Source organism: Micromonospora sp. NPDC049497 (genome assembly GCF_044465805.1).
Lineage (GTDB): Bacteria > Actinomycetota > Actinomycetes > Mycobacteriales > Micromonosporaceae > Micromonospora.
On sequence record NZ_JBITMC010000019.1, the window covers coordinates 16,710 to 37,917 of the forward strand.

25 protein-coding genes and 1 riboswitch are annotated in these 21,208 nt (G+C 74.1%); of the genes, 13 read left to right on the top strand and 12 right to left on the bottom strand.

The window, feature by feature from the left end; all coding sequences use genetic code 11:
• Nucleotides 1-32: 32 nt before the first annotated feature.
• Nucleotides 33-1,280: a type VII secretion-associated serine protease mycosin gene (gene mycP, locus ACIBR0_RS23050; protein ID WP_396718879.1), complete on the bottom strand. Its 1,248-nt coding sequence runs from the start codon at nt 1,278-1,280 to the stop codon at nt 33-35.
• A 9-nt stretch (nt 1,281-1,289) separates the two neighbouring features.
• A complete protein-coding gene (locus ACIBR0_RS23055; protein WP_396718881.1) occupies nt 1,290-1,631 on the bottom strand; it encodes a helix-turn-helix transcriptional regulator in 342 nt (113 codons plus the stop codon).
• Between the two features lie 196 nt (nt 1,632-1,827).
• Here ACIBR0_RS23055 and ACIBR0_RS23060 point away from each other — a divergent pair, with 196 nt between their 5' ends.
• Complete coding sequence (locus ACIBR0_RS23060) at nt 1,828-2,517, top strand: carbonic anhydrase (RefSeq protein WP_396718883.1); 690 nt, start codon at nt 1,828-1,830, stop codon at nt 2,515-2,517.
• A gap of 62 nt (nt 2,518-2,579) precedes the next feature.
• On the opposite strand, the gene ACIBR0_RS23065 is transcribed toward ACIBR0_RS23060, so the two are convergent.
• From ACIBR0_RS23065 to ACIBR0_RS23075, 3 genes are all read right to left on the bottom strand, one after another.
• Nucleotides 2,580-3,593 (bottom strand): coiled-coil domain-containing protein, encoded by a 1,014-nt coding sequence (locus ACIBR0_RS23065; RefSeq protein ID WP_396718885.1) that lies wholly within the window; start codon nt 3,591-3,593, stop codon nt 2,580-2,582.
• Nucleotides 3,594-3,597: 4 nt separating this feature from the next.
• Nucleotides 3,598-3,728: riboswitch (cyclic di-AMP (ydaO/yuaA leader) on the bottom strand.
• A 166-nt stretch (nt 3,729-3,894) separates the two neighbouring features.
• Nucleotides 3,895-5,244 carry a YibE/F family protein gene (locus ACIBR0_RS23070; RefSeq protein ID WP_396718887.1) on the bottom strand — a complete coding sequence of 450 codons (1,350 nt, stop codon included), beginning with the start codon at nt 5,242-5,244 and terminating at the stop codon, nt 3,895-3,897.
• 22 nt (nt 5,245-5,266) lie between these two features.
• Entirely contained in the window at nt 5,267-5,467 is a 201-nt protein-coding gene (locus tag ACIBR0_RS23075; RefSeq protein WP_396718889.1) for a hypothetical protein, read from the bottom strand.
• 151 nt (nt 5,468-5,618) lie between these two features.
• On the opposite strand from ACIBR0_RS23075, the gene ACIBR0_RS23080 reads away from it, so the two are divergent.
• Nucleotides 5,619-6,173, top strand: a complete 555-nt coding sequence (locus ACIBR0_RS23080; protein ID WP_396718890.1) for a hypothetical protein — start codon at nt 5,619-5,621, stop codon at nt 6,171-6,173.
• Nucleotides 6,174-6,250: 77 nt separating this feature from the next.
• Nucleotides 6,251-6,877, top strand: a complete 627-nt coding sequence (locus tag ACIBR0_RS23085; protein WP_396718892.1) for a DUF305 domain-containing protein — start codon at nt 6,251-6,253, stop codon at nt 6,875-6,877.
• Nucleotides 6,878-7,077: 200 nt separating this feature from the next.
• Here ACIBR0_RS23085 and ACIBR0_RS23090 read toward each other — a convergent pair whose 3' ends face one another.
• A complete protein-coding gene (locus ACIBR0_RS23090; RefSeq protein WP_357030311.1) occupies nt 7,078-7,380 on the bottom strand; it encodes a metal-sensitive transcriptional regulator in 303 nt (100 codons plus the stop codon).
• A 95-nt stretch (nt 7,381-7,475) separates the two neighbouring features.
• On the opposite strand from ACIBR0_RS23090, the gene ACIBR0_RS23095 reads away from it, so the two are divergent.
• The 4 genes from ACIBR0_RS23095 (at nt 7,476) to ACIBR0_RS23110 (ending at nt 11,308) form a co-directional block, all read left to right on the top strand.
• Entirely contained in the window at nt 7,476-7,685 is a 210-nt protein-coding gene (locus ACIBR0_RS23095; protein WP_357030313.1) for a cation transporter, read from the top strand.
• Between the two features lie 36 nt (nt 7,686-7,721).
• Entirely contained in the window at nt 7,722-8,726 is a 1,005-nt protein-coding gene (locus tag ACIBR0_RS23100) for a hypothetical protein (protein ID WP_396718894.1), read from the top strand.
• 12 nt (nt 8,727-8,738) lie between these two features.
• Nucleotides 8,739-10,994 carry a heavy metal translocating P-type ATPase gene (locus tag ACIBR0_RS23105; RefSeq protein WP_396718896.1) on the top strand — a complete coding sequence of 752 codons (2,256 nt, stop codon included), beginning with the start codon at nt 8,739-8,741 and terminating at the stop codon, nt 10,992-10,994.
• Between the two features lie 140 nt (nt 10,995-11,134).
• Nucleotides 11,135-11,308, top strand: a complete 174-nt coding sequence (locus ACIBR0_RS23110) for a CsbD family protein (RefSeq protein WP_210833190.1) — start codon at nt 11,135-11,137, stop codon at nt 11,306-11,308.
• A gap of 367 nt (nt 11,309-11,675) precedes the next feature.
• Here ACIBR0_RS23110 and ACIBR0_RS23115 read toward each other — a convergent pair whose 3' ends face one another.
• The gene (locus ACIBR0_RS23115) at nt 11,676-12,311 is read right to left on the bottom strand and encodes a dihydrofolate reductase family protein (protein WP_396718899.1); all 636 of its coding nucleotides are present in this window, start codon (nt 12,309-12,311) and stop codon (nt 11,676-11,678) included.
• Between the two features lie 147 nt (nt 12,312-12,458).
• On the bottom strand, nt 12,459-13,709 hold the full coding sequence (locus ACIBR0_RS23120; protein ID WP_396718901.1) for a DUF2786 domain-containing protein: 1,251 nt from the start codon (nt 13,707-13,709) through the stop codon (nt 12,459-12,461).
• A gap of 184 nt (nt 13,710-13,893) precedes the next feature.
• On the opposite strand from ACIBR0_RS23120, the gene ACIBR0_RS23125 reads away from it, so the two are divergent.
• The 3 genes from ACIBR0_RS23125 to ACIBR0_RS23135 are packed head-to-tail and all read left to right on the top strand — an operon-like array spanning nt 13,894 to nt 15,635.
• On the top strand, nt 13,894-14,352 hold the full coding sequence (locus ACIBR0_RS23125; RefSeq protein ID WP_396718903.1) for a DUF2243 domain-containing protein: 459 nt from the start codon (nt 13,894-13,896) through the stop codon (nt 14,350-14,352).
• On the top strand, nt 14,349-15,176 hold the full coding sequence (locus ACIBR0_RS23130) for a cytochrome c oxidase assembly protein (protein WP_396718905.1): 828 nt from the start codon (nt 14,349-14,351) through the stop codon (nt 15,174-15,176). Before ACIBR0_RS23125 ends, ACIBR0_RS23130 begins: the two co-directional genes overlap by 4 nt.
• A gap of 12 nt (nt 15,177-15,188) precedes the next feature.
• Nucleotides 15,189-15,635 (top strand): DUF4383 domain-containing protein, encoded by a 447-nt coding sequence (locus tag ACIBR0_RS23135; RefSeq protein ID WP_396718907.1) that lies wholly within the window; start codon nt 15,189-15,191, stop codon nt 15,633-15,635.
• 12 nt (nt 15,636-15,647) lie between these two features.
• Here the strand turns inward: ACIBR0_RS23135 and ACIBR0_RS23140 are convergent, their stop codons facing one another.
• The 4 genes from ACIBR0_RS23140 to ACIBR0_RS23155 form a co-directional block, all read right to left on the bottom strand.
• Nucleotides 15,648-16,610, bottom strand: a complete 963-nt coding sequence (locus ACIBR0_RS23140; protein WP_396718909.1) for an anti-sigma factor RsbA family regulatory protein — start codon at nt 16,608-16,610, stop codon at nt 15,648-15,650.
• Nucleotides 16,607-17,437 (bottom strand): MEDS domain-containing protein, encoded by an 831-nt coding sequence (locus tag ACIBR0_RS23145; RefSeq protein ID WP_396718911.1) that lies wholly within the window; start codon nt 17,435-17,437, stop codon nt 16,607-16,609. Before ACIBR0_RS23145 ends, ACIBR0_RS23140 begins: the two co-directional genes overlap by 4 nt.
• Before the next feature lie 49 nt (nt 17,438-17,486).
• On the bottom strand, nt 17,487-17,915 hold the full coding sequence (locus tag ACIBR0_RS23150) for an ATP-binding protein (RefSeq protein WP_396718913.1): 429 nt from the start codon (nt 17,913-17,915) through the stop codon (nt 17,487-17,489).
• A 133-nt stretch (nt 17,916-18,048) separates the two neighbouring features.
• On the bottom strand, nt 18,049-18,525 hold the full coding sequence (locus ACIBR0_RS23155; protein WP_396718915.1) for an ATP-binding protein: 477 nt from the start codon (nt 18,523-18,525) through the stop codon (nt 18,049-18,051).
• Between the two features lie 86 nt (nt 18,526-18,611).
• On the opposite strand from ACIBR0_RS23155, the gene ACIBR0_RS23160 reads away from it, so the two are divergent.
• From ACIBR0_RS23160 to ACIBR0_RS23170, 3 genes are all read left to right on the top strand, one after another.
• Nucleotides 18,612-18,833, top strand: coding sequence for a SpoIIE family protein phosphatase (locus ACIBR0_RS23160; protein WP_396718917.1), 222 nt, complete (start codon nt 18,612-18,614; stop codon nt 18,831-18,833).
• 63 nt (nt 18,834-18,896) lie between these two features.
• Entirely contained in the window at nt 18,897-19,505 is a 609-nt protein-coding gene (locus ACIBR0_RS23165) for an FIMAH domain-containing protein (protein WP_396718919.1), read from the top strand.
• A 66-nt stretch (nt 19,506-19,571) separates the two neighbouring features.
• A complete protein-coding gene (locus tag ACIBR0_RS23170) occupies nt 19,572-21,191 on the top strand; it encodes a serine/threonine-protein kinase (RefSeq protein WP_396718921.1) in 1,620 nt (539 codons plus the stop codon).
• Nucleotides 21,192-21,208 lie beyond the last annotated feature (17 nt).

Genomic DNA, 21,208 nt, shown 5'->3' on the forward strand with positions numbered 1-21,208 from the left:
GGCCGGGCCGTCCGGGATCCGAGGCGGGTGGGTCAGGCGGTCGGTGTCGGGTCGACGCCCGGCGGGCGGCGGCCCGGACGCCAGCCACGCCGCCGTCCCCGGGCCAGGATCGGCCTGACGGCGAGCAGCACACCGGCGAGCAGCGCGCCCACCGCGGCGGCCCAGAGCGCCACGGTGCGCTGCCCGGAGAGCGGGTCGGTGGGCGTCGGCGGGGCCGCCAGCGCGCCGGCCGGCGGGTCGGCGCGCGTGCCCAGCAGGTCGGCCACCGCCCGGTAGGGGTTCACCACCCCGTGCCCGACCTGGGGGTCCACCCCGGCGGGCGGGGCGTCGGCGGTGCGGATCAGCCGGTCGGCGACCTGCTCGGGGGAGAGGTCGGGGTGCGCGGCGCGGACCAGGGCGACGACGCCGGAGACGTACGCAGCCGCGAAGCTCGTGCCCTCCCCGGCGGCGAGGTACCCCTCTCCGCCGGGGGCGGGACCGACGATGTTCTGGCCCGGTGCCGCGACGTCGACGTAGTTGCCGCTGACCGAGGACCCGACGTGGCCGCCCTGCTCGTCGACGCCCGCGACCGCGATGACGCCCGGGTACGCGGCCGGGTACGCCGGCAGGTCCTGCTGGTTCTCCGAGCGGTTGCCGGCGGCGGCCACCACGACGACACCCTCGTCGAGCGCCTCCCGGACGGCATCGGCCAGCACCGGCCGGTCCAGGGTCACCAGCGACAGGTTGATGACGTCGGCGTCGTTCTCCACCGCCCACCGGATCGCCTCGGCGATCTCGCCGGGGAGCGCCTCGTCCATGCGGGTCTCGTTGTCCGGCAGGACGCGTACCGGCAGGATCCGGGCTTCCGGCGCGACGCCGCTGAACGGTACGCCGGTGTCGTCGCTGCCGGCGATCAGACCGGCGACCACGGTGCCGTGCCCGGCAAGGTCGCAGCGGCCCTGCTGCCGGGGCAGGCCGTTGAGGTCGCGCCCTTCGAGGACCCGCCCGCGCAGGGCCGGGTGGGTGGCCGAGACACCCGAGTCGATCACCGCCACGGTGACGCCGGCACCCCGGGAGAGCGGCCAGGCCGACGTCGGCTCCAGCCGGCGCAGCGGCCACGGCGTCTCGGCGGGGGTGCTGTCTCCGGGAGGGCCGCACCGGGGTGCCGCCGCGACGGCCGGGACCGGCGCGACGATTGCGGCGCCGACAAGGACGGTGAGGGCTCCACAAAGGACAGTTCCGATCCGGCCCGTGGTACGGCGGGCGGGGCCGGCCCCGCCCGGTCGGATGCTCTCGCGCACGCGGTGAGACTACCGCCCGGCGGGCGCGGGCCGGGTGTCGCTTCCGGCCGGCTCATCGGTGAAGAGGGCGAGCAGGTCGCCCACCTGCCGGTCGGCCTCCGCCGGATGCCGGAAGTGCCCGGTCGGGTTCAACGTGTACTCGTTGCGCCGGCCCACGCGGGTGCGGTGCAGGTAGCCGCCGGCCTCCAGGTCGGCGACGATCGCCTGGGCGGCGCGCTCGGTGACACCCACCTCGTCGGCGACGTCCCGCAGCCGGGCGGTGGGGTTGCGGGCGATGGCGAGCAGCACGTGCGCGTGGTTGGTGAGGAAGGTCCAGTTCCGGGTGCTCCCGTGCTCCCCTGTCGTCGCCATGTCGTCATCGTATGACCTGGCGTTCGGGTTTTGGTCCCGCCCCCGGGCCGGGAAAGTGACCACCGTTGTCAAACACATGAAGTGCAGATCACGTATACCTTGACGTGCCTTGTCGTGCGTGTGACGGTGGAGGCGGCCCGCGTCCACCGTCGGCCGGGGTCCGACCAGGTCCGTCTCGTGAGCACGAGGTGAGCGAATGAGTCGCGTCGAACCGCCCGGCGTCCCACCGGGCCCGAGAACCCCACGGCAGGCACTCGCGGAACTCCAGGCCGGCAACCGGCGCTTCGTCACCGGCGCGCCCCGCCATCCCAACCAGGACGCCGGTCACCGCGCGGCGGTCGCCGACGGGCAACACCCGTTCGCGGTGGTCGTCGGCTGCTCCGACTCGCGGCTCGCCGCCGAGATCATCTTCGACCGCGGCCTCGGTGACCTCTTCGTCGTACGCACCGCCGGGCACACCCTCGGATCCGAGGTGCTGGGGAGCGTCGAGTACGCGGTGACCGTCCTGCGTACGCCGCTGGTGGTGGTGCTCGGGCACGACTCCTGTGGTGCGGTGCAGGCAGCGTGCGAGGCCGCCAGGACCGGCACGTCACCCGCCGGGCACCTGGGTGCGATGGTGGACGCCGTCGTGCCGAGCGTGCGCCGGGCGGAGGCCCAGGGCGTGTGGGACGTCGACGGGATCGTCGACATCCACATCGCGCAGACCGTCGAGGCGATGCTGGCCAGCTCCGACGCGCTCGCCGCCGAGGTCGACGCCGGCCGCTGCGCGGTGGTCGGCATGTCGTACCGGCTCACCGCCGGTGAGGTCCGCACGGTGGCCGAGATGTCCGCGGGCGGCCCGCCGGTCGCGTCGGTCGACGTGCCGGCCGCCGTGACCGCCGCCTGACCGCTACGACGAAGGGCCGCCCCCGGTCGGGGCGGCCCTTCGACACGCTGTCCGGGTCGCCGTCAGAGCAGCGACACGTGGACGTGGTCGGTGTGGTTCGAGGGACCGCTGTACGACTTCCACCCGGTCGCCGGGAACCAGATCTGTCGGTTCCAGATGACGTAGTAGATGCCGAGCCGGTCGGCGTTCCGGACCAGGAAGGCGGTCAGGTTGTTGCCGTACATCCGGGTGTCGTTGTTGTACCAGGACCGGAAGCCGCTGTTCTGGAGCGACCAGTCGCAGGCGCGGCCCTTGGGATGCTCGTACGGCCCACCGGACCGGTAGCAGCCGACGAACCGGGTGAATTTGGCCCGCCTGACCTCCTTGTACATGTGCAGCGTCCGGGGCGTGACGCAGCCGGAGGTCGTGGGGTCGGGCTGGCTGCACGACTCGGGCCGCCAGTCGCCGTCCGCCGTCCGGCCCGGTGCGACCCGGGCGACCGGTGACGTGGCGTTCACCAGTCCGCCGGTGAGGCCGGTGCCACCGACCAGGTCGAGGGCCTTCTCGGCCGCGGCCCGATCCCGGTTGATGTTGTTCCTCAGGCGCTGCTGGTCCCGGACCTCGGTGTCGACCGCCAGCTTCGCCTGTTGCACGCGGGCCTTGGCCGCGTTGACCTCGGCGAGCTGCTTGGCGTTGACCATGTTCAGCTCGTCCAGGGCGCCCGCGCGCTGCACGAAGGAGTCCGGGGTCCGGGCCTCCAGCAGCATCGACACGGCGCCGATCCGTCCGCTCCGGTACGACTGGGCCGCGATCTCGTTGACCTGCGGCGCGAGCGCGTTCAGCTCGCGCTGGAGCCGGCTGACCTCCAGCTCCAGCTCCTGTTGGCGCTTCTGCGACTTCTTCAGGGCCGCCTCGGCCTTCACGAAGTCGCGGTTCTTGGCCTCGATGACGTCGTTGAGCAACGTCGGCTGGCTGTCGTGGCCCGAGGGCTTCGGGGGTGCCGGTGCGGCGGACGCCGGGAGGGGCCCGACGAACACGGCCAGCGCGGCGAGCACGGCCACCACAGGTGTCAACCAGCGGCGTAGGGGTGCCGTCACAGTGTTCCCTTCCGTCGACCGCCGACCGGGTTAGCTGACGGGTTCGGGGCGGAAGTGGCCCCTACCGCATTCGCGGATTCACCCCAGGTACCTGGGTCCCCGGTTCGCCTCGCGGCGATTGGGCGGCGGCACCGCAGGCGCCGCTGCGCGCCTTCGGCGGTGACCGGCAGCGAGGTTACCCGACAGTCGTCCTGGGGATCTACGTCTGGTAGCCGACCAAACGAGCTATTTCGAAGCCAAAGTCGATGACCAGTGACGCGACTATCAGGCGGGTGGGGCCGCGTGATCACGCTACGCAGTTTCACCATGCGGTGTCCGTGCTCCTGTCTCGGTCGGGCCACCTGCCGGGGGTGGCGGGGGAGGTGTCCGTCGCGCGGGGGGCGCTCAGCGCCTCCAGCGCCTCCGCCCGTACCGCCGCCCGGGGGAGCGGCGGGTCGGGCGGTGTGTCGCCGGCGGTGGCCGTACCGCCCCGCCGGCCGGCCGTGGTGACCACGGCCGCCAGCGCGGTGGTGAGCGGCACCGCGGCGATCAGACCCAGGGTGGCGACCGCGCTGCGGACGATCTCCTGGGCCAGGAACTCACTGGTGAGGATCTGGGTCACCGCCCGCGAGTCGGCGGTGAGCAGGAGCAGCACGGGCAGGGAGGCGCCCGCGTACGCCAGCACGATCGTGTTCACCGTGGAGGCGATGTGCGCGCGGCCGACCCGGGTCGCCGCCCGGTAGAGCTGCAACCGGGTCAGCCCGGGGTTGGCGTGCGCCAGTTCGGTGACCGTGGCGGCCTGGGTGACCGTGACGTCGTCGAGCACGCCGAGCGAGCCGATGATGATGCCGGCCAGCAGCAGCCCGTGCAGGTCGACGTCGGCCTGGTACATCGACAGCGTGGTGGCGTCCTCGCTGCCGTACCCGGTCAGATGGGTGGCGGCGGTGGCGAGCGTGCCGAGCACGCCGGTCAGCACCAGGCTGCCGAGCGTCCCGAGCACCGCCACGGACGTCTGCGCGGTCACCCCGTGGGTCAGGTACAGCACCACGAACATGATCAACGCGGCGCCGACGACCGCGACGAGCAGCGGCGACTGCCCGGCGCTGATCCCGGGCAGCACGAAGGTGAGCAGGATGGCGAAGCTCGCCGCGAGGCCGGCGAGCGCGGCCAGCCCGCGCCACCGCCCGAACGCGACGATCGCGGCGGCGAAGAGGGCCACGAGCCAGACCAGCGGTGCGCCCCGCTGGTGCTCCGCGATGTTGTAGCTGCTGACCGTCGGGTCGGCCGGATCGAGCAGCTCCACCAGGATGATCTCGTCGCCCGCCGCCACCGTCGGTGCGCCCGGCCCGACGGGGATCGGCGTCTCCACCTGCTGCCCGGCGTCCGGCCCCTCGTCGACGCGTACGGTCACGCGGCCGCACGGCCCGTCCGTGGCGCCCGGTGGCCCCTCCGGGGTGTCGGGTCGCGGCGGGCAGGCTTCGCTCACGACTCTCGTCACGGTGCCGTGGTAGCGGGGCGGCTCCGTGCCCTGGTCGGTCTCGGGGGCGTTGCGGGGCCAGAGCACCAGGGCGGCGACCATGGTCGCGACGAAGAGGGGGACCACCGTCGCGACGAGGATCCGCCGCACCCCGGGCGGGGTGGACGGAGCGGGACGGGTGTGGTCGGCGCCCATGTGCGTGTCTCCCAACGAATCCTCAGGCGGGTACGTGCCAGCGGGCCGGTCGGTTCAGGGTTCCGACCACGGCGGTCACCGCGAACCGGGGAGATGACCCTCCCGTGTCGGTTCGGCCACGTACCGCGACGGTCCGGTCCGGGTGGCCCCGACCACGGGCGGTCGGCGAGGTCGCCGACCGGCTGCGGGCGCGGGTCGGGTGGTGCGGGAGCCGGAGAGCCATCGGCCGAATCGTAGCCACCGCCACCCTCCGACGCCGCTCGCGAGGCCCGGTGTCGGGTAAGGAAGGGCCCCCCGTTAACGCCTGCGGTAGAGGAAGGGCCCCCTGTTAACGCCGCAGCCCCGCTGGGCGGTCGGCACGCTAGCGTAGTCGTGTGCGGACGACGGCAGACGTGGCGGCCGGGCGGTGGACCCGGCTGCTCCTGGTCGTCGCCACCCTGTTCGGCCTGGCCGTCATGCACACGCTCGGCCACGGGACGCACGCCGCCGGGCACGAGCCTGTCGCCCCCGCGCACGACGGCGCGTCGGCGCACGAGGGCGCGCCGCCCCCCAGCGGAACGGTCGGCGACCACGACGCCGCGGGGGACGTCCGGCTCGTCGCCGCGGGGAATCCCCGGCTCGTCGCCGCGGGAAATCTCCGGCTAGTCGCCGCGGTCGTTCCCGGTGACGCGGGTTGCCCCACAGGCTGCCCGCACGGGCCGTTGCTCGCCGCCGGTGGCACGGGTGGAGGGTTCCCCGACTGGGGTGTCTGTCTGGCGGTGCTCGGCGCCTTCGGCATGTCGCTCCTGCTGGCGGTCCTCTTCGCGACCGTGACGGGAGCGGGCGAGCCGGGCCGGCGGAGCGGTGACCGTCCTCCGGGTGCTTCGAGGGCACCCCCGCCGCGCCCCGTCGGTCTTCGCCTCGCCACGGTCTCGGTGCTGCGCAGATAGGCGCGATGCGCGGTGCAGGACGCTGCTCCGCGCTCCCGTCGTGTCGCGTACGTCCCGAGAAACCGAAAGGCTCAACCGTGAACACTCGTACCATCGCGCGCCGTGCCGCCCTGGCCGGCGTCACCGTCACCGCCGCCGTCGTCCTGACCGCCTGCGGCGGGGATCACTCGTCCGGCGGGAACCACGGCATGCCCGCCGCCACCGGCGCCGCCCCCTCGGCGGGCGCGAGCGCGGCGACCGTCGACGACGCCGACGTCATGTTCGCCCAGATGATGATTCCGCACCACCAGCAGGCCGTGGAGATGGCCGACCTGGCCACCACCCGGGCCGGCGACTCGGAGGTCAAGCGGCTCGCCGGGCAGATCAAGGCCGCGCAGGGGCCGGAGGTCGCCACCATGAGCGGCTGGCTGGCCGAGTGGGGTCGGCCGGTGCCGTCTCCCGGCGCCGAGATGCCGCACATGGACCACGGCATGCCCGGGATGATGTCCGAGGCCGACATGTCGAAGCTGGCGGCCGCCTCCGGCCGCGAGTTCGACCGACAGTTCCTGACCATGATGATCGCCCACCACGAGGGTGCGGTGACGATGGCCCAGACCGAGCTGTCCGAGGGCGCCGACCCGCGCGGCAAGGACCTCGCGCAGCAGATCATCACGTCCCAGCAGGCGGAGATCGCCACCATGCGCAAGATCCTCGACCGGCTCTGATCGAAACCGGCCCGCCGGGCGGCACCGGCCCTCGGCGGGCCTCGCCGGGCCTCTCGGGGGCGCCGCCCTCGGGGCCGTGCAGTTTCGGGGAAAGTGTGCCCATTCCGCGTCGGATGGCCACACTTTCCCCGAAGTTGCGAGCGCGGAGCGGGGAGCGGCGAACAGCGAGCGGGGAGCGGCGGAGCGGGGTGGAAGGGCGGTCAGCCGCGCTTCATCAGGCGGCCGACGGCGGCCATCATCTCGGTGGCCATCTCGTCGGCCCGACCCTCGGCCGCGCCCTCGTGCATGCAGTGCCGGGCGTGCCCGTCGAGCAGACCGAGGGCGACCTTGTCGAGGGCGGCCTGGATCGCGGAGATCTGGGTGAGGACGTCGATGCAGTAGCGGTCCTCGTCGACCATCTTCTCGATCCCGCGGACCTGACCCTCCACCCGGCGCAGCCGTGCGAGCAGCTGGTCCTTCGTCGCGGTGTAGCCCCGGATCGGGGCGGGCGTCGGTGTGGTCATGGCGACGAGTCTACCGTACCCCTCGGGGGTATGGTACGTTCTCTAGGTCGATACCCCTGAGGGGTATGATGGGAAGCGGCGAGAGGAGAGTTCCGATGGTCACCAACACGTACCAGGTCACGGGCATGACGTGCGGGCACTGTGTCAACTCGGTCAGCAGCGAGGTGGGCGCCATCCCCGGCGTCACCGACGTCCAGGTCGATCTGGCCACCGGCCAGGTCACCGTCACGAGCGAGACCCCGTTGGACACCGACACCGTGCGCGCCGCCGTCGACGAGGCCGGGTACGACCTCGCCGGTGCGTGACGGGTCCACCCGACCCGGAGAAACCGAGGTACCACGATGAACACGGCGATCAAGCTGAGCGGCTTCGCCCTCGGCCTCGCGGCGGTGTTCGGCACGGCGTACGGGGTCGGCCAGGTCGCCGGCCCCGTCGCCCCCGCCGCCGAAGCCGACCACGACAGCGACAGCGGTCACGGCGACGACAGCCACGGCGACAGCGGCGGTGCGGCGGACGACGCTCACCTGCCCGGCGGGCTGCTCGTCTCCGACCGTGGCTACACCTTCGAGCCGGTGGGCGCCCCGAGCGGGGAGTTCGCCTTCCGGGTCACCGGCCCCGACGGGCGGCCGGTGACCGCGTACGACGTCGCGCACGACAAGCGCATGCACCTGATCGTGGCCCGCCGGGACCTGTCCGGCTTCCGCCACGTCCATCCCGAGATGGCGCCCGACGGCACCTGGCGCGTCGACTCCCCACTGGCCGGGCCCGGGGTGTGGCGGGCGTTCGCCGACTTCACCCCGACCGGCGGGGAGGCGTTGACCCTCGGCACGGACGTGACCGTCCCCGGGGCGCTGGCCGAGCGGCCGCTGCCGGCCCCGGCCACCAGCACCACGGTCGACGGCTACACCGTGACCCTGGCCGGCGCGCTTCAGCCCGGCCGCACCTCCGAGCTGACCCTCGCGGTGAGCCGGAACGGCACGCCGGTCACCGACCTGGAGCCCTACCTCGGTGCGTACGGGCACCTGGTGGCGCTGCGGCGGGGCGACCTGGCGTACCTGCACGTGCACCCGGACGGGGTGCCCGGTGACGGGCGGACCCGGCCCGGCCCGGAGGTGACCTTCTTCGCGGAGGTGCCGTCGGCCGGCACGTACCGGCTCTACCTGGACTTCCAGCACGGGGGCCGGGTCCGCACCGCCGAGTTCACCGTCACCGCGGGCACCCCGGCGGCGACGAGCACCCCGGCGGCGACGAGCACCCCGGCCGCGACGAGTACCCCGGCGGCGACGCCGCCACCCAACCCGAGTCCGGACGCCGACCATGGCACCCCCGGTCACGGACACGACTGACGGGAGCGCGCGATGACGACGACACGCGGGCCACTACCGGTGGCCCCGAACCAGGTCGAGCTGTCGATCGGCGGCATGACCTGCGCCTCCTGCGCGGCCCGGATCGAGAAGAAGCTGAACCGGATGGACGGCGTGACCGCCACGGTCAACTACGCCACGGAGAAGGCCACCGTCCGGTACGCCGACGAGATCACCCCGGCCGACCTGATCGCCACGGTGGAGAAGACCGGGTACACCGCCGTACTCCCGCCGCCGCCCGCTGCGGCGGGAGCGGAGCCGGCCGGCGAGCCGGTCGACGAGCTGCGTGGCCTGCGTACGCGGCTGTGGGTCTCGGCGGTCCTCACCGTGCCGGTGATCGTGCTGGCGATGGTGCCGGCCTGGCAGTTCGAGTACTGGCAGTGGCTGTCGCTGACCCTGGCCGCCCCGGTCGTGGTCTACGGCGGGCTGCCCTTCCACCGGGCCGCCTGGATCAACCTGCGGCACGGCGCGGCGACCATGGACACGCTGGTGTCGCTGGGCACCCTGGCGGCGTTCGGCTGGTCGCTCTGGGCGCTGTTCCTCGGCACGGCCGGCGTGCCGGGGATGACCCACCCGTTCAGCCTGGACATCGTCCGAGGTGACGGCGGGGGCAACATCTACCTGGAGGCGGCGGCCGGGGTGACCGTGTTCATCCTCGCCGGCCGCTACTTCGAGGCGCGGTCGAAGCGGACCGCCGGGGCGGCCCTGCGTGCCCTGCTGGAGCTGGGGGCGAAGGACGTCGCGGTCCTGCGGGGCGACACCGAGACCCGGATCCCGGTCGACCAGCTCGCGGTGGGGGACCGGTTCGTGGTCCGCCCCGGCGAGAAGATCGCCACCGACGGGGTGGTCGCCGAGGGCAGTTCGGCGGTGGACGTCAGCATGCTGACCGGCGAGTCGGTTCCGGTCGAGGTCGGCCCGGGCGACACGGTGGTCGGCGCGACGGTGAACGCCGGCGGCCGGCTGGTGGTCACCGCCACCCGGATCGGCGGGGACACCCAGCTCGCCCAGATGGCACGGCTGGTCGAGGCGGCGCAGACCGGCAAGGCGGCCGTGCAGCGGCTCGCCGACCGGATCTCCGGCGTCTTCGTGCCGATCGTGATCGCCCTCGCGGTGGGGACGCTGGGCTGGTGGCTCGGTACGGGGTCGGGCGCGACCGCCGCGTTCACCGCCGCCGTGGCGGTGTTGATCATCGCCTGCCCGTGTGCCCTCGGTCTGGCCACACCGACCGCGCTGCTGGTCGGCACCGGCCGGGGCGCCCAGCTCGGGGTACTGATCAAGGGGCCGGAGGTGCTGGAGTCCACGAAGCGGGTGGACACCGTGGTGCTGGACAAGACCGGCACCGTCACCACCGGCCGGATGACCCTGGTGGACGTGCTGCCGGCGGCCGGCGGGGACCGGGCCGAGCTGCTCCGGCTGGCCGGGGCGCTGGAGTCCGCGTCCGAGCACCCCATTGCCCAGGCGGTCGCGGCCGGTGCGGCGGAGGCCGGCACGCTGCCGCGGGTGACCGGCTTCGCCAACGTCGAGGGCCTCGGCGTGACCGGGTCGGTCGAGGGCCGTGAGGTGGTCGTCGGCCGGCTCCGGCTGCTGCGGGAGCGGGGTCTCGACGTACCGGAGGAGGTCGTGCGGGCGGCGACCGGAGCGGAGGCGGCGGGACGGACGGCGGTCCTGGCCGGGTGGGACGGCCGGGCCCGGGGAATCCTCGCGGTCGCGGACGTGGTGAAGCCGACCAGCCGGACGGCGGTGGCGCGGCTCCGCGACCTGGGGCTGACCCCGGTGCTGCTGACCGGCGACAACACCACCGTCGCGAGGGCGGTGGCGGCCGAGGTCGGCATCGACGAGGTGATCGCCGAGGTGCTGCCGGCCGACAAGGTCGACGTCGTGAAGCGGCTCCAGGGCGAGGGGAAGGTCGTGGCGATGGTCGGCGACGGGATCAACGACGCCGCCGCGCTCGCCCAGGCAGACCTGGGGCTTGCCATGGGCACCGGGACGGACGTGGCGATCGAGGCGTCCGACCTGACCCTGGTACGGGGGGACCTGACGGCCGCGGTGGACGCGATCCGGCTCTCCCGGCGGACCCTCGGCATCATCAAGGGCAACCTGTTCTGGGCGTTCGCCTACAACGTGGCGGCTCTGCCGCTGGCCGCCGCCGGCCTGCTCAACCCGATGATCGCCGGGGCCGCGATGGCATTCTCGTCGGTCTTCGTGGTGGCCAACAGCCTGCGGCTGCGGGGCTTCCGGCCGGTCGCCTGAGCCCACCGCGCGCCGCCGGTCCCTCGTCGCGAGCGGACCGGCGGCGACGGCCGCGGCGACGCTGGGTGACCGGTGACGGTTCAACCGGGTGGGCGGGGGTACATCAAAGGTGTACCGGCACCAATGATCCGGAGGTTGACATGGGTTTCGACGACAAGATCAACAACACGACCGAGGACGCCGCCGGCAAGCTCAAGGAAGGCGCGGGCCGCGCCACCGACAACGAGCGGCTCGAGGCCGAGGGTCGCAACGACCAGGCCGGCGCCAAGCTCAAGCAGGCCGGCGAGAAGATCAAGGACGCCTTCAAGAGCTGATCTCGCGTACGCGTACCGCCGGGCCGACCACGTCGGCCCGGCGGTCCGTGTCCCGCCGACGAGCCCACTCGTTGCCAGGACGGTGCCCCTCGTGGCGCCGATCCGGCTCGCACGGTCCCTACTGGACAAGCACCCGTCCCACGTGGACAAGTGGTACCCGAACGGGGGTGACCGGTGTCCCGGTCTGTCGTCGTCGCCCGGCGCGCTGCCGCCGTGCTCGCCCTGATCGTGCTCGCGCTCGGCGGTCACGAGGCCCGAGGGGACGGGCCGCAGGCACCGCCCGCCCCCGCCCCGAGCCCTTCCGCGACTCCCTGAGAAGCCGCCGGCCGGCGCGCGCCCCCGTGACGCACGCCGGCCGGCCCGTCGGTCAGCGCCGCACCCGGTAGGTCACGTGGGTGACCGTCGGGCCGGCCACCACGCGTACCTGCTCCAGGTCAGGCTCGCCGACGTCGACGAAGAGCCGCTCCCCGGCACCCAGCACGATCGGCACGATGTGCAGGTGGAGCGTGTCGATCAGGCCGGCGGCGAGGTACTGCCGAACGGTGCTCGCACCGCCCGCGATCGACACCACCCGGTCGCCGGCCGCCTTCCGTGCCTGGTCCAGCGCCGACCGGATCCCGTCGGTGACGAACCGGAACTCGGTGCCGCCGGCCATGGGCAGTGGTGGCCGCGGGTGGTGGGTGAGCACGAAGACCGGCGTCCGGAACGGCGGGTCGTCGCCCCACCAGCCCCGCCAGCCGTCGTCCCACGGCCCGACCCCGCCGCCGAACATCCGGCGTCCCATCACGTACGCGCCGACGTCGCGGACCATCTCCTCGACCACGTCGGCGTCCACGCCGTGCCCGCCGCCGGCGAGGCCGCGCCCCTCCCGCCACCGGTCACTGGCGAACATCCACTCGTGCAGACGCAGGCCGTTCCGGCCGAGCGGGTCCGCGAGGCTCTGGTCAGGGCCGGCCACGAAGCCGTCCAGGGACATCGAGATCTGACAGGTCACCGTGCTCATGCGGGGTTGACGTCCACGGCGGCCGGAACTCATCGGCGTCGCGGGAGGTTTTCGCCGCCGCGCCTGCACAACTTCCGGGAAAGAGTGGCCATCCGACGCGGAATGGCCACTCTTTCCCGGAAGTTGTGCGCTCGCTGCGGGTGGGGGTCAGCGTGGGCCGCGCCGGCCGCGTACCTGCCGCGTTGGGCGGGACGGTGCCGGGCCCTTCAGTGACGCCCGGTCGGCGGCGGAGGTGCCGGACGACCAGCCCTCCTCGTCGTGCACGGTGAGTCGGGCCCGGGTTACGCCCGGGAAGAGGGTGTCCAGGTGTTCCCGGACCGCCTCGGTGCGGGCGGCGAGCACCGGCAGCAGCCGGTCCGCACCCGCCGCCTCGACGGCCTGCCGGTTCGCCTCCTCGGTGGCGGCGCGCAGCCGTTCCCCGATCCGCACCGCGAACGCGTTGAGGAAGGACTCGTCGTAGCCGCGGGTGCGTCGGGCGCCACCGCCTCGCCGCTCGCCCCGGCCGCGCAGCATCGCGGCGGTGGCCTGGACCAGCAGCGAGGTGTAGAGCAGCTCGACCGCCTCCAGGTCCGCCGGCCAGCCGAGCACGGTGGTGAACCCCAGGTCGTCGGACCACACCGCCTCGCACCGGTTGGCCGCCGCCACCTCCTGCACCAGCAGCGCCTTCGCCCCCGCGTACGGCGGGTCGGTGCCGAGGCGCACACCGTCGGGCAGGTCGCCGCGTTCCGCGCCGGGGGCGAGCAGCGCCTGGTCGATGCTGTGCCGGGCCATCAGCTCCTGCGCCTTCCCGGTCAGCGCCTCGGCCTCGGCCGGGAAGGTCGTCGACTCGGCCTTGGCCAGCAGAGCCCGCACCCGGTCGAGCATCCGGGAGCCGGACCGGACGGGCGTGGACACCGCTCTGGCAGCCCCGGTCACGCCGGGCGGCGGACGGAGCACGGCGATCGGGGGCAGCCCCTCGACCAGTGCGAGCACGTCCACCGCCGTCCGCAGCGCGGTGAACCGGTCCAGGCCGTGCCGGCCCGCCCAGGCGGCGAGGTGCCGCTCGTCGTCGTCCCACCAGACCTGGGCGTCCAGGTCACGCAGGTGGGCGTCCCACCACGGCGGGACCGGGTCGGGCAGGTCGCGGCGCTGCGCGGCCAGGGCGTCCACCACCAGCGCGGCGGACGCGGCGCCGAGCCGGCGGACGGCGATCCGGGCCAGGTCCGCCGGCTGCCAGCCGCGCGGGGCCAGCCGCGCGACCCTGGTCACCAGCCTCCGGACCAGCGCCGCGTCCACGGCCACCCCGCCGTCCGCGGCGCCGGCGATCATCAGCCGGTCGAGCTGCCGCTCCGCGAGGCGTACGTCGGTGCCGCGTACCGCCGCGAGGGCGTCGTTGATCAGGTCGTCGACGTCCGGCACGGCCGCGTCCCTCCCGCTGAAGTGTGGGCGTGCCAGGAGAACCCGTGCCCGCCCGCCGACCGTACCCCCGGAACCGGCCGCTCCCCGTCCGGTCGTGACAGGTCCCACCCGGGTCGGGGTCAGGGCGGGGGCATGGTTCCTCCTGAGGCGGGTAGGGCGACGGGCACGACGTGAGGCGGTGGGGATGGCGGGGTCGACGTGGCGTCGCTCGGTGCTGGCGGCGGGGGTGATCGGTGCCGCCGTGATGGCGGCGGTGGACGAGATCGTCTTCCACCAGCTTCTCGGCTGGCACCACTTCTACGACCGGTCCACGCTGTCGGTCGGCCTGCTCTCCGACGGGCTGCTGCACGCGGCGGAGCTGCTGGCCCTGGTCGGCGGGTTCTTCTGGTTCGCGGACCTGCGCCGTCGGGGCGCGCTGCTGCCCCGGGCCGCCTGGGGCGGGTTCCTGCTCGGGGCTGGGGCGTTCCAGCTCTTCGACGGCGTCGTCGACCACAAGGTGCTCCGGCTGCACCAGATCCGGTACGGGGTGCACCTGCTGCCGTACGACGTGGTGTGGAACTTCTCCGGCGCCGTGCTGCTGCTGGCCGGTGCCGCCGTGGTGTGGCGGGCCCGTCGCCGTCCCCGGCCCGGCGGCCGGCCGTGACGGTCCTCGCGCACGCCGGCTCCGGAGGCGACCCGGGCCTGCTGGCGTTCGTCCCAATCGCCCTGCTGGCCGGCGTGTACCTGCTCGCGGTGTCCCGGGACCGGCGCGGCTGGCGACCGGGGCGTACCGCCGCCTGGCTCGCGGGGTGCGCGGCGCTCGCCCTGGCTGTCGGTCCGCTGGCGGGCGCGCCCGGTGACCCTCGGGCGCACATGGCGCAGCATCTCCTGTTCGGCATGGTCGCTCCCCTGGGTCTGGCGCTCGGAGCGCCGGTGACCCTGCTGCTGCGGGTGGTGCCGCCCGTGCGGCGCCCCGTCGGGCGCCTGCTGCGGGCCCGGCCACTGCACCTGCTCGCCCACCCGGTGAGCGCCGCCCTGCTCACCACCGGCGGGCTGGCGCTGGTGCTGCTCACCCCGCTGTACGCCACGGCGGAACGGCATCCCGCGCTGCACCACGGCATCCACCTGCACTACCTGGCCGCCGGCTACCTCTTCGCCTGGTCGGTGGCCGGACCGGATCCGGCACCGCGCCGGCCCGGCCTGGCCGTGCGGACCGGCGCGCTGCTCGGCGCGGCGGCCGGCCACGCGGTGCTGGCCAAGTACCTGTACGCCCACGCCGCCACCCTGCCGCCCGGCCTCCCCGACCGGGACGTGAACGCTCTCCAGGACGCCGCCCGGCTCATGTGGTACGGCGGCGACGTGGCGGAACTGCTGCTCGCCACCGCCCTCTTCGCGACCTGGTACGCGCGGAACCGTCCCCGGGAGGTTGATCGCCTGTTTCACGGGGATCCGCCGGGGGAGAAAATTCTGCCAATTGTCCTTCGATGAGAGGTTGACGCGATGGTGAACAGGACTGGCGCCAACACCGGGAAGCACCCGCTACGCACTGCGGCGCAGGTCGTCGGGGTGGTCTTCCTGCTGGTCGGCATCCTCGGCTTCATTCCGGGCATCACCAGCAACTACGACACGATGCAGTTCGCCGGGCACGAGTCCGAGGCGAAGCTGCTCGGGCTCTTCCAGGTGTCGATCCTGCACAACCTCGTGCACCTGGCGTACGGCGTCGCCGGGCTCGCCCTGGCCCGGACGGTCGCCAGTGCCCGCACCTACCTGGTCGGCGGCGGTGCCATCTACCTGGTCCTCTGGCTCTACGGTCTGGTGATCGACCTTGAGAGCGGCGCCAACTTCGTCCCGCTCAACGGGGCCGACAACTGGCTGCACCTGTTCCTCGGGCTGGGCATGATCGGCCTCGGGCTGGCCCTGAGCCGCCGGCCGGCCAACCGCCGTTGACCGACCGGACGTTCAGCGGGTCGGGTGGGGGTTCCCGGCGGTCATCCGCAGGGTGAAGCCGTCGGGACCCCGGTGCAGGGAGACATGGCTGCACGACTGGTAGGTGATCCACAGGCCCAGGCCGCCGGGTGAGCCGTCGGAGACCGGGAGCAGCCCCGCGTACGGGTCCAGCGGGCCGGGGCCGGCGTCGCTGACCGAGACCACGATGCGGTCGTCACCGGCCCAGAGTCGCAGGCGGACGGGGGACCGGCCGTGCCGTAGCGCGTTCGTGACGATCTCGCTGACGGCCACGACGAGGTCCTCGACGTCGTCCTCCTTGAGCTGCCCCCGGTCGGCGTCGTAGACGGCGCTGCGGGCCTCCGCCGGCGTGGGCTCGACCAGCACGACGGTCGGAGGCGTCTCCTGGATGGGGTCCGGCGGGATCGGCCGGGCCTCCCGCAGGAAGGTGTCCGGCGCGGTCCAGCCGTCGCTGGGCACGTGCAAGCCGTCGGCGGTGGCGAAGCGGGGATGGGTCCGGGCCACGTCCGCGAGCACCGCCGCCGGGGTGGTCCGCGTGTCGTACGCGCACACGCCCCAGAGCGGGAAGTCGTCGTACGCGTGGTTGATCGCCGACTCGTACCGGGCCCACCAGTCCCACGTCGCGTCGAACGCGGGCGTGGGCACCTCGCCGACGATCCGGATCTGCTCCGCACCGGCCGCCACCTGCTCGGCCAGCAACTCACGGTAGGCGCGGATGGCGGCGGCCGGTCGGGCGTACACCTCGCCGCCGGGCAGGAACCGCACCCCGGAACCGGCCGGCAGCGCCGCGCGGACCAGGCCGCCGGTGCGCTCGCCCAGCGCCACGAAGGTCGGCTCGCCCGCCTCGACGCCGCCGAGCAGGAACGGCACCACCACGGCGAGCAGCTCGTCGTCGGTGTCGTAGTGGAGGCCCACGTGGTAGTAGCCCCGGTGCTGGGCGGGCGCGCCGGTCCTCACGGCCCCACCTCGACCCGCACCGACGACAGGGACAGGAGGGCGACCAGACGGGCGACGGCGGAACGGGACGTCCGGAGGACGGCGGTGGCCCCGCGGCGGCGCGCGTACTCGTCCAGGGTCACCAGCGCCCGGTGGTCCAGGAAGCTCAGGTCGCCCGCCCGCAGTACCAGTTCACCGTCGTCGGGGTGCAGGTCCGCGCGGTCCAGCGCGGTCCGGAACAGGTGCCGGTTGTCGGCGTCCACCTCGCCCGCGACCTCGGCGTGGCCCTCGCCGGGCGGGACGGCGAACAGGCGGAACTGCGGCTCCTCGACGTTGGCCACCGGATGCAGGCACGCGAGCTCCGCGACCGCCGGACCGAGCCGCGCCCGGTCGTACGCGCACATCGCCCGGAACGGCCGGGTGTGCATCCAGCGGTCGATCCGGTGTTCGTAGCGGCAGAACGCGTCGAGCTGCGCCGGAGTGCGTACCAGTTCGGTCGCGTCGGCGACGACGCGCAGCCCGGTGTAACCGGCGGCCAGCGCCGCCGCGGTGGCGTCGGCGTACGCGGCGATCTGGGCGGACGCCGTGACGACCCCGCCGGAGGTGTAGGTCGAGGCCAGCGGGACGACCTCGGCCGAACCCCGGGCGAGGGCGTCGGCGAAGGCGGGCAGACGACGCAGGCGCGTGCTCACCGCGTCGTCGGGGCGGGCCGTCACGTACCAGACCTGCTCACCGGAGGCCAGGCCGTCGAGGAGGTAGCGCTCCGACTCGACGGCGAAGGACTCCAGGTCGTCGTACGCCCAGCAGACGTGGCGGCGCGCTCGCTCGCAGGTCCGGGGGCTCCTCACGCCGTCCAGCATAGGTCGCCCGCGGCGGGGCACCCGTGCCGGCGGCCGCTCAGGCCCGGGGGAACGAGGCCCAGATGTTCTTGGTGCCGTCCGTGGCGTACCAGCCGACGTCGAGGGAGACCGCCCGGGCGATCTGGAGGCCACGCCCCCCGGGGTCGGCCGGTTGGACCTCGTCGAGGTCCGGCATGTGGGCCAGGTCGTGGTCAGCCACGTCCAGGATCAGGCAGTCTTCGGTGGCCAGCAGCCGGACGATGGTGGGCGGGATGCCGTGCCGCAGCGCATTGGTGGACAGTTCGGTCGCGATCAGCACCATCACCTCGGGCACCTCGCCGAGGGAGGCCCCCTCGGCGAGCACGTTCCCGGTCAGCTCCTCATGCAGGGAGGCGCGGAGACCACGCAGCTGCGCGGCGTCCGACAGCGTCCACCGTCGCAACTCGGTGGCCTGCGGCGGGGGCGGTGAGGTGCTGATTCTGGCCATGACCCGGTTGGTACCCGGTCGGCGAGCCACCCAAGCCCGCCGCCGCCCCGGTTGTCGGTCGAACGACCGTACGGACCCGGCCGGAAGGGCCGCGGCGCGCAGCCTTCCGCGTGCCACGCCGGCGATCCTCAGGTCACCCTCGGGGCGAGCGGGGGGCCGGACCGACAGGGCCGGACAGGTGGACGGTGACCGTGGCGGCCAGACCGCCGGGCTGGCGCTGGAGGACCAGGGTCCCGGTCAGGTGGTGAGCCAGCCAGAGGCCGCGCCCCCCGGGCACGTTGGTCTCCGGAAGGTCGACGGGCAACCCGTCCTGACCGGTGCCGTGGTCGGTCACCGTGCAGTGGATGACATCGCCGCGCCGGACGAGCTGGAGATGGCCGGTCCCGCCGCCGTGCCGTACCGCGTTGGTGACCAGTTCGTGCACGGCGAGGACGAAGTCGTCCGCCGGCTCGCCGGCGAGTCCGGCGGCTGCGACGCGGACGGCGAGCAGGTGACGCAGCCCGGTCACCGTCGCGGCGGTGAACGTCCGGGCCAGCAGGATCGGGTCGCGCGGGCCGGACAGCGGAGGACGGTACGGGCGACTCGGCTCCGACTGCCCCTCATCGCTCATGTCCGCAGGTTACGGGGTTTTCCGGAGGGCGCGACCTTTGCTCGACGGCAAGGACCCGGCGGTCCGCCCACGCCCTCCTCGGGAAGGTGTGGCGCACGGCTCGCCGACCGCCCGGTCGACAGGTACGTTCAGAGGCACGCGGCCCGGAGGGCCTCTTCGGTCAGGAACGCCTCGTCAGCCTGCTGCAGGACCTGCCCGGCGGCGACCCGGGCCTGGTGGTCGGCCGGATCCGCGAGGAGGTGGCGGCCTACCAGCGCGGCCCCCAGGCCGACGACCTCGCGGTCCTCGCCCTGCGACTGACCGGCTGACGCCCCTGACCAGCCGGCTCCCGCCGGCCGGTCGCGACGTGCCTGCTCTGGCATGATGTCGGCGTGCTCGCCTCGTCCGACCCCGAGCCGACCGTGCGTACGGCGGCAGCAACTCCGACGGTGGCCGCCGGCCGGAGCCGGCACCGTGCCGCCGACGACGGCAGCCGGGCGATGTGGATGGCCGTGGCGGCCGCGGCCGTCGTGGTCGTCGTCGCCGGGCTGATGGTCGCCCTCTCCGGTGACGACGGCGCGGACGGGCCGGGCCGTGCCGCCTTCGCCACCCCGGTCGACACCGGGCCGCCCCTGGTGATCGAGGAGCCGGTGCCCGAGGAGCCATCCGCGTCCTCGACGGCGTCGAGCACACCCACGGCCGCACCGTCGCCGCCCCGCCGGGTGCGTCCCGCCGACCTCGTCGCGCAGCTGCGGTCGACGCTGGACACTCTCGTCCGGCAGGATCAGGTGCACCGCAGTGCCGGTCGTGAGCTGCGCAAACGCCTGCAGGACGTGGAGCAGAACATCGCCGACGGCGACGTGAACGGGGCGCGGGAGAAGCTGCGCGAGTTCGCCGCGAAGCTGGTCGAGCTTCGCCGGGAGGGCAAGGTCGGCGAGGACGGCTACGCGGCCCTCGCGGCGGGCGCGACGCAACTGGCGCAGGCGCTTCCCGCCCGCTGATCCCGTGCGCGGCGCCGTCCAGGGTCGACGTTTTCTTCCCCGGTCGGCTGGGCATGGTTGCCGGTGATGAACACCGGGGACCTGATGGACGGTCGCTACCGACTGCGGGACCGGCTCGGTGCCGGCGGCATGTCGGTGGTCTGGCGTGCCCACGACGAGGTGCTCGAGCGGGACGTCGCGGTGAAGGTGCTGTCGCCGGACCTGGCCGACGATCCGCTGCTGCTCGACCGTGTGCGGTCCGAGGCTCGCGCGGCCGCCCGCCTGCGCCACCCGAACATCGTCGAGGTGTACGACTACGCCGAGGCGGCCGGGCCCGAGGGACGCCCGCTGCCGTACGTGGTGATGGAGCTCATCGAGGGCCGGACACTGTCGCAGTTGCTCACCGGCGGGCCGCTGCCCTGGCGGGTGGCGGTGCTGATCTCCGCGCAGGTGGCCGCAGCGCTGGCCGCCGCACACGAGCGCGGGGTGGTGCACCGCGACGTCAAGCCGGGCAACGTGGTGGTGGCCGGCTCCGGGGTGAAGCTGGTTGACTTCGGCATCTCGGCCACCTCGGGGGAGAACGACCGCGCGGCCGGGCAGTTGCTCGGGACGCCGGCGTACCTCGCGCCGGAGCGGCTGGAGACGGGCCTGGTCCGGCCGGCCACCGACGTGTACGCGTTGGGCCTGCTGCTGTACCGCACCCTGGCGGGGCAGCTCCCCTGGCGTGCCTCCACGACGACCCAGATGCTCGCGGCTCACCGTTATCAGGAACCCGCCGCACTGCCCGCGCTCGTCAACCTGCCGGGTGAGGTCGCCGACCTGTGCCGACGGTGCCTCGACAAGGACCCGGGCCGTCGACCGGCCGCCGCCGAGGCGGCGGCGCTCCTGAGCGCGGCGGCCGGACTCGCACCGGCCGCGCTCCTGCTGCCCGACGGCGATCCCGCCGGCACCCGGCCCACGACCACGACGACGCCGACCCGTACGGCTCTGCTCGCCGGTGGCATGGCCGCCGCGGTGCGGGCGGTGGCGGCGGGTCCGCTCGCCGCACCGCTGCGTCGGTGGCGGCGGCTGCCGCGACGCGGGCGCGTCGCCGTCGCCACGGGTGCCACCGCGCTGCTGGTCGCCGGTGCCGCCGCGGCGGACACGCTGACCGGGAGCCCGCCGGCCGACCGTGCGCGGGCCGGCGTCCCGGCCGCGGTCACCGGGCTGGGGGAGCGCGCGCCGGAGTGCACCGTCCGCTACACCGTCGGTCCGGCCGTCGACGGCCGGTTGTCGACCACCCTCAGCGTCGCCAACACCGGCACCGTCCCGGTCCCGGCCGGGCGGCTGACCTTCACCCTGCCCGGTGACCAGCGGCTGGTCGCCGGCTCGCCCGGCACCTGGCGCCAGGACGGTCGTACCGTCTCCGCGCGGATCGGCAACCTGCCGCCGGGGCGGACCCTCACCGCCGGGATGCGCGCGACGTACCGGGGGGTGAACGCCCTGCCGGACCGGTTCCAGCTCAACGAGACCGCGTGTCGGGCCGTCCTCTCCGTGCAGGGCGCGACCACCCGGCCCGTTCCCGCGCCGGACAGCTCGCGGCGGGACGGCGGCGACGAGAAGAAGGGCAAGGACGAGACGAAGAACGACGACGAGGGCGGGGACGACGAGGGCCGGGACGACGAGGGCGGGGACGACGAGGGCGGGGACGACGAGGACGACGACTAGAACTCCCTGTCCGGAAC

Excerpts from the sequence above, each read along its gene's own strand:
- ACIBR0_RS23060 (WP_396718883.1), top strand. The coding sequence starts at position 1,828 with ATGAGTCGCGTCGAACCGCCCGGCGTCCCACCGGGCCCGAGAACCCCA.
- ACIBR0_RS23135 (WP_396718907.1), top strand. The coding sequence starts at position 15,189 with ATGGTGAACAGGACTGGCGCCAACACCGGGAAGCACCCGCTACGCACT.
- ACIBR0_RS23090 (WP_357030311.1), bottom strand. The coding sequence starts at position 7,380 with ATGACCACACCGACGCCCGCCCCGATCCGGGGCTACACCGCGACGAAG.
- ACIBR0_RS23155 (WP_396718915.1), bottom strand. The coding sequence starts at position 18,525 with ATGAGCGATGAGGGGCAGTCGGAGCCGAGTCGCCCGTACCGTCCTCCG.
- ACIBR0_RS23110 (WP_210833190.1), top strand. The coding sequence starts at position 11,135 with ATGGGTTTCGACGACAAGATCAACAACACGACCGAGGACGCCGCCGGC.
- ACIBR0_RS23100 (WP_396718894.1), top strand. The coding sequence starts at position 7,722 with ATGAACACGGCGATCAAGCTGAGCGGCTTCGCCCTCGGCCTCGCGGCG.
- ACIBR0_RS23105 (WP_396718896.1), top strand. The coding sequence starts at position 8,739 with ATGACGACGACACGCGGGCCACTACCGGTGGCCCCGAACCAGGTCGAG.
- ACIBR0_RS23095 (WP_357030313.1), top strand. The coding sequence starts at position 7,476 with ATGGTCACCAACACGTACCAGGTCACGGGCATGACGTGCGGGCACTGT.
- ACIBR0_RS23055 (WP_396718881.1), bottom strand. The coding sequence starts at position 1,631 with ATGGCGACGACAGGGGAGCACGGGAGCACCCGGAACTGGACCTTCCTC.
- ACIBR0_RS23070 (WP_396718887.1), bottom strand. The coding sequence starts at position 5,244 with ATGGGCGCCGACCACACCCGTCCCGCTCCGTCCACCCCGCCCGGGGTG.
- ACIBR0_RS23075 (WP_396718889.1), bottom strand. The coding sequence starts at position 5,467 with ATGGCTCTCCGGCTCCCGCACCACCCGACCCGCGCCCGCAGCCGGTCG.
- ACIBR0_RS23150 (WP_396718913.1), bottom strand. The coding sequence starts at position 17,915 with ATGGCCAGAATCAGCACCTCACCGCCCCCGCCGCAGGCCACCGAGTTG.
- ACIBR0_RS23170 (WP_396718921.1), top strand. The coding sequence starts at position 19,572 with ATGAACACCGGGGACCTGATGGACGGTCGCTACCGACTGCGGGACCGG.
- ACIBR0_RS23115 (WP_396718899.1), bottom strand. The coding sequence starts at position 12,311 with ATGAGCACGGTGACCTGTCAGATCTCGATGTCCCTGGACGGCTTCGTG.
- ACIBR0_RS23125 (WP_396718903.1), top strand. The coding sequence starts at position 13,894 with ATGGCGGGGTCGACGTGGCGTCGCTCGGTGCTGGCGGCGGGGGTGATC.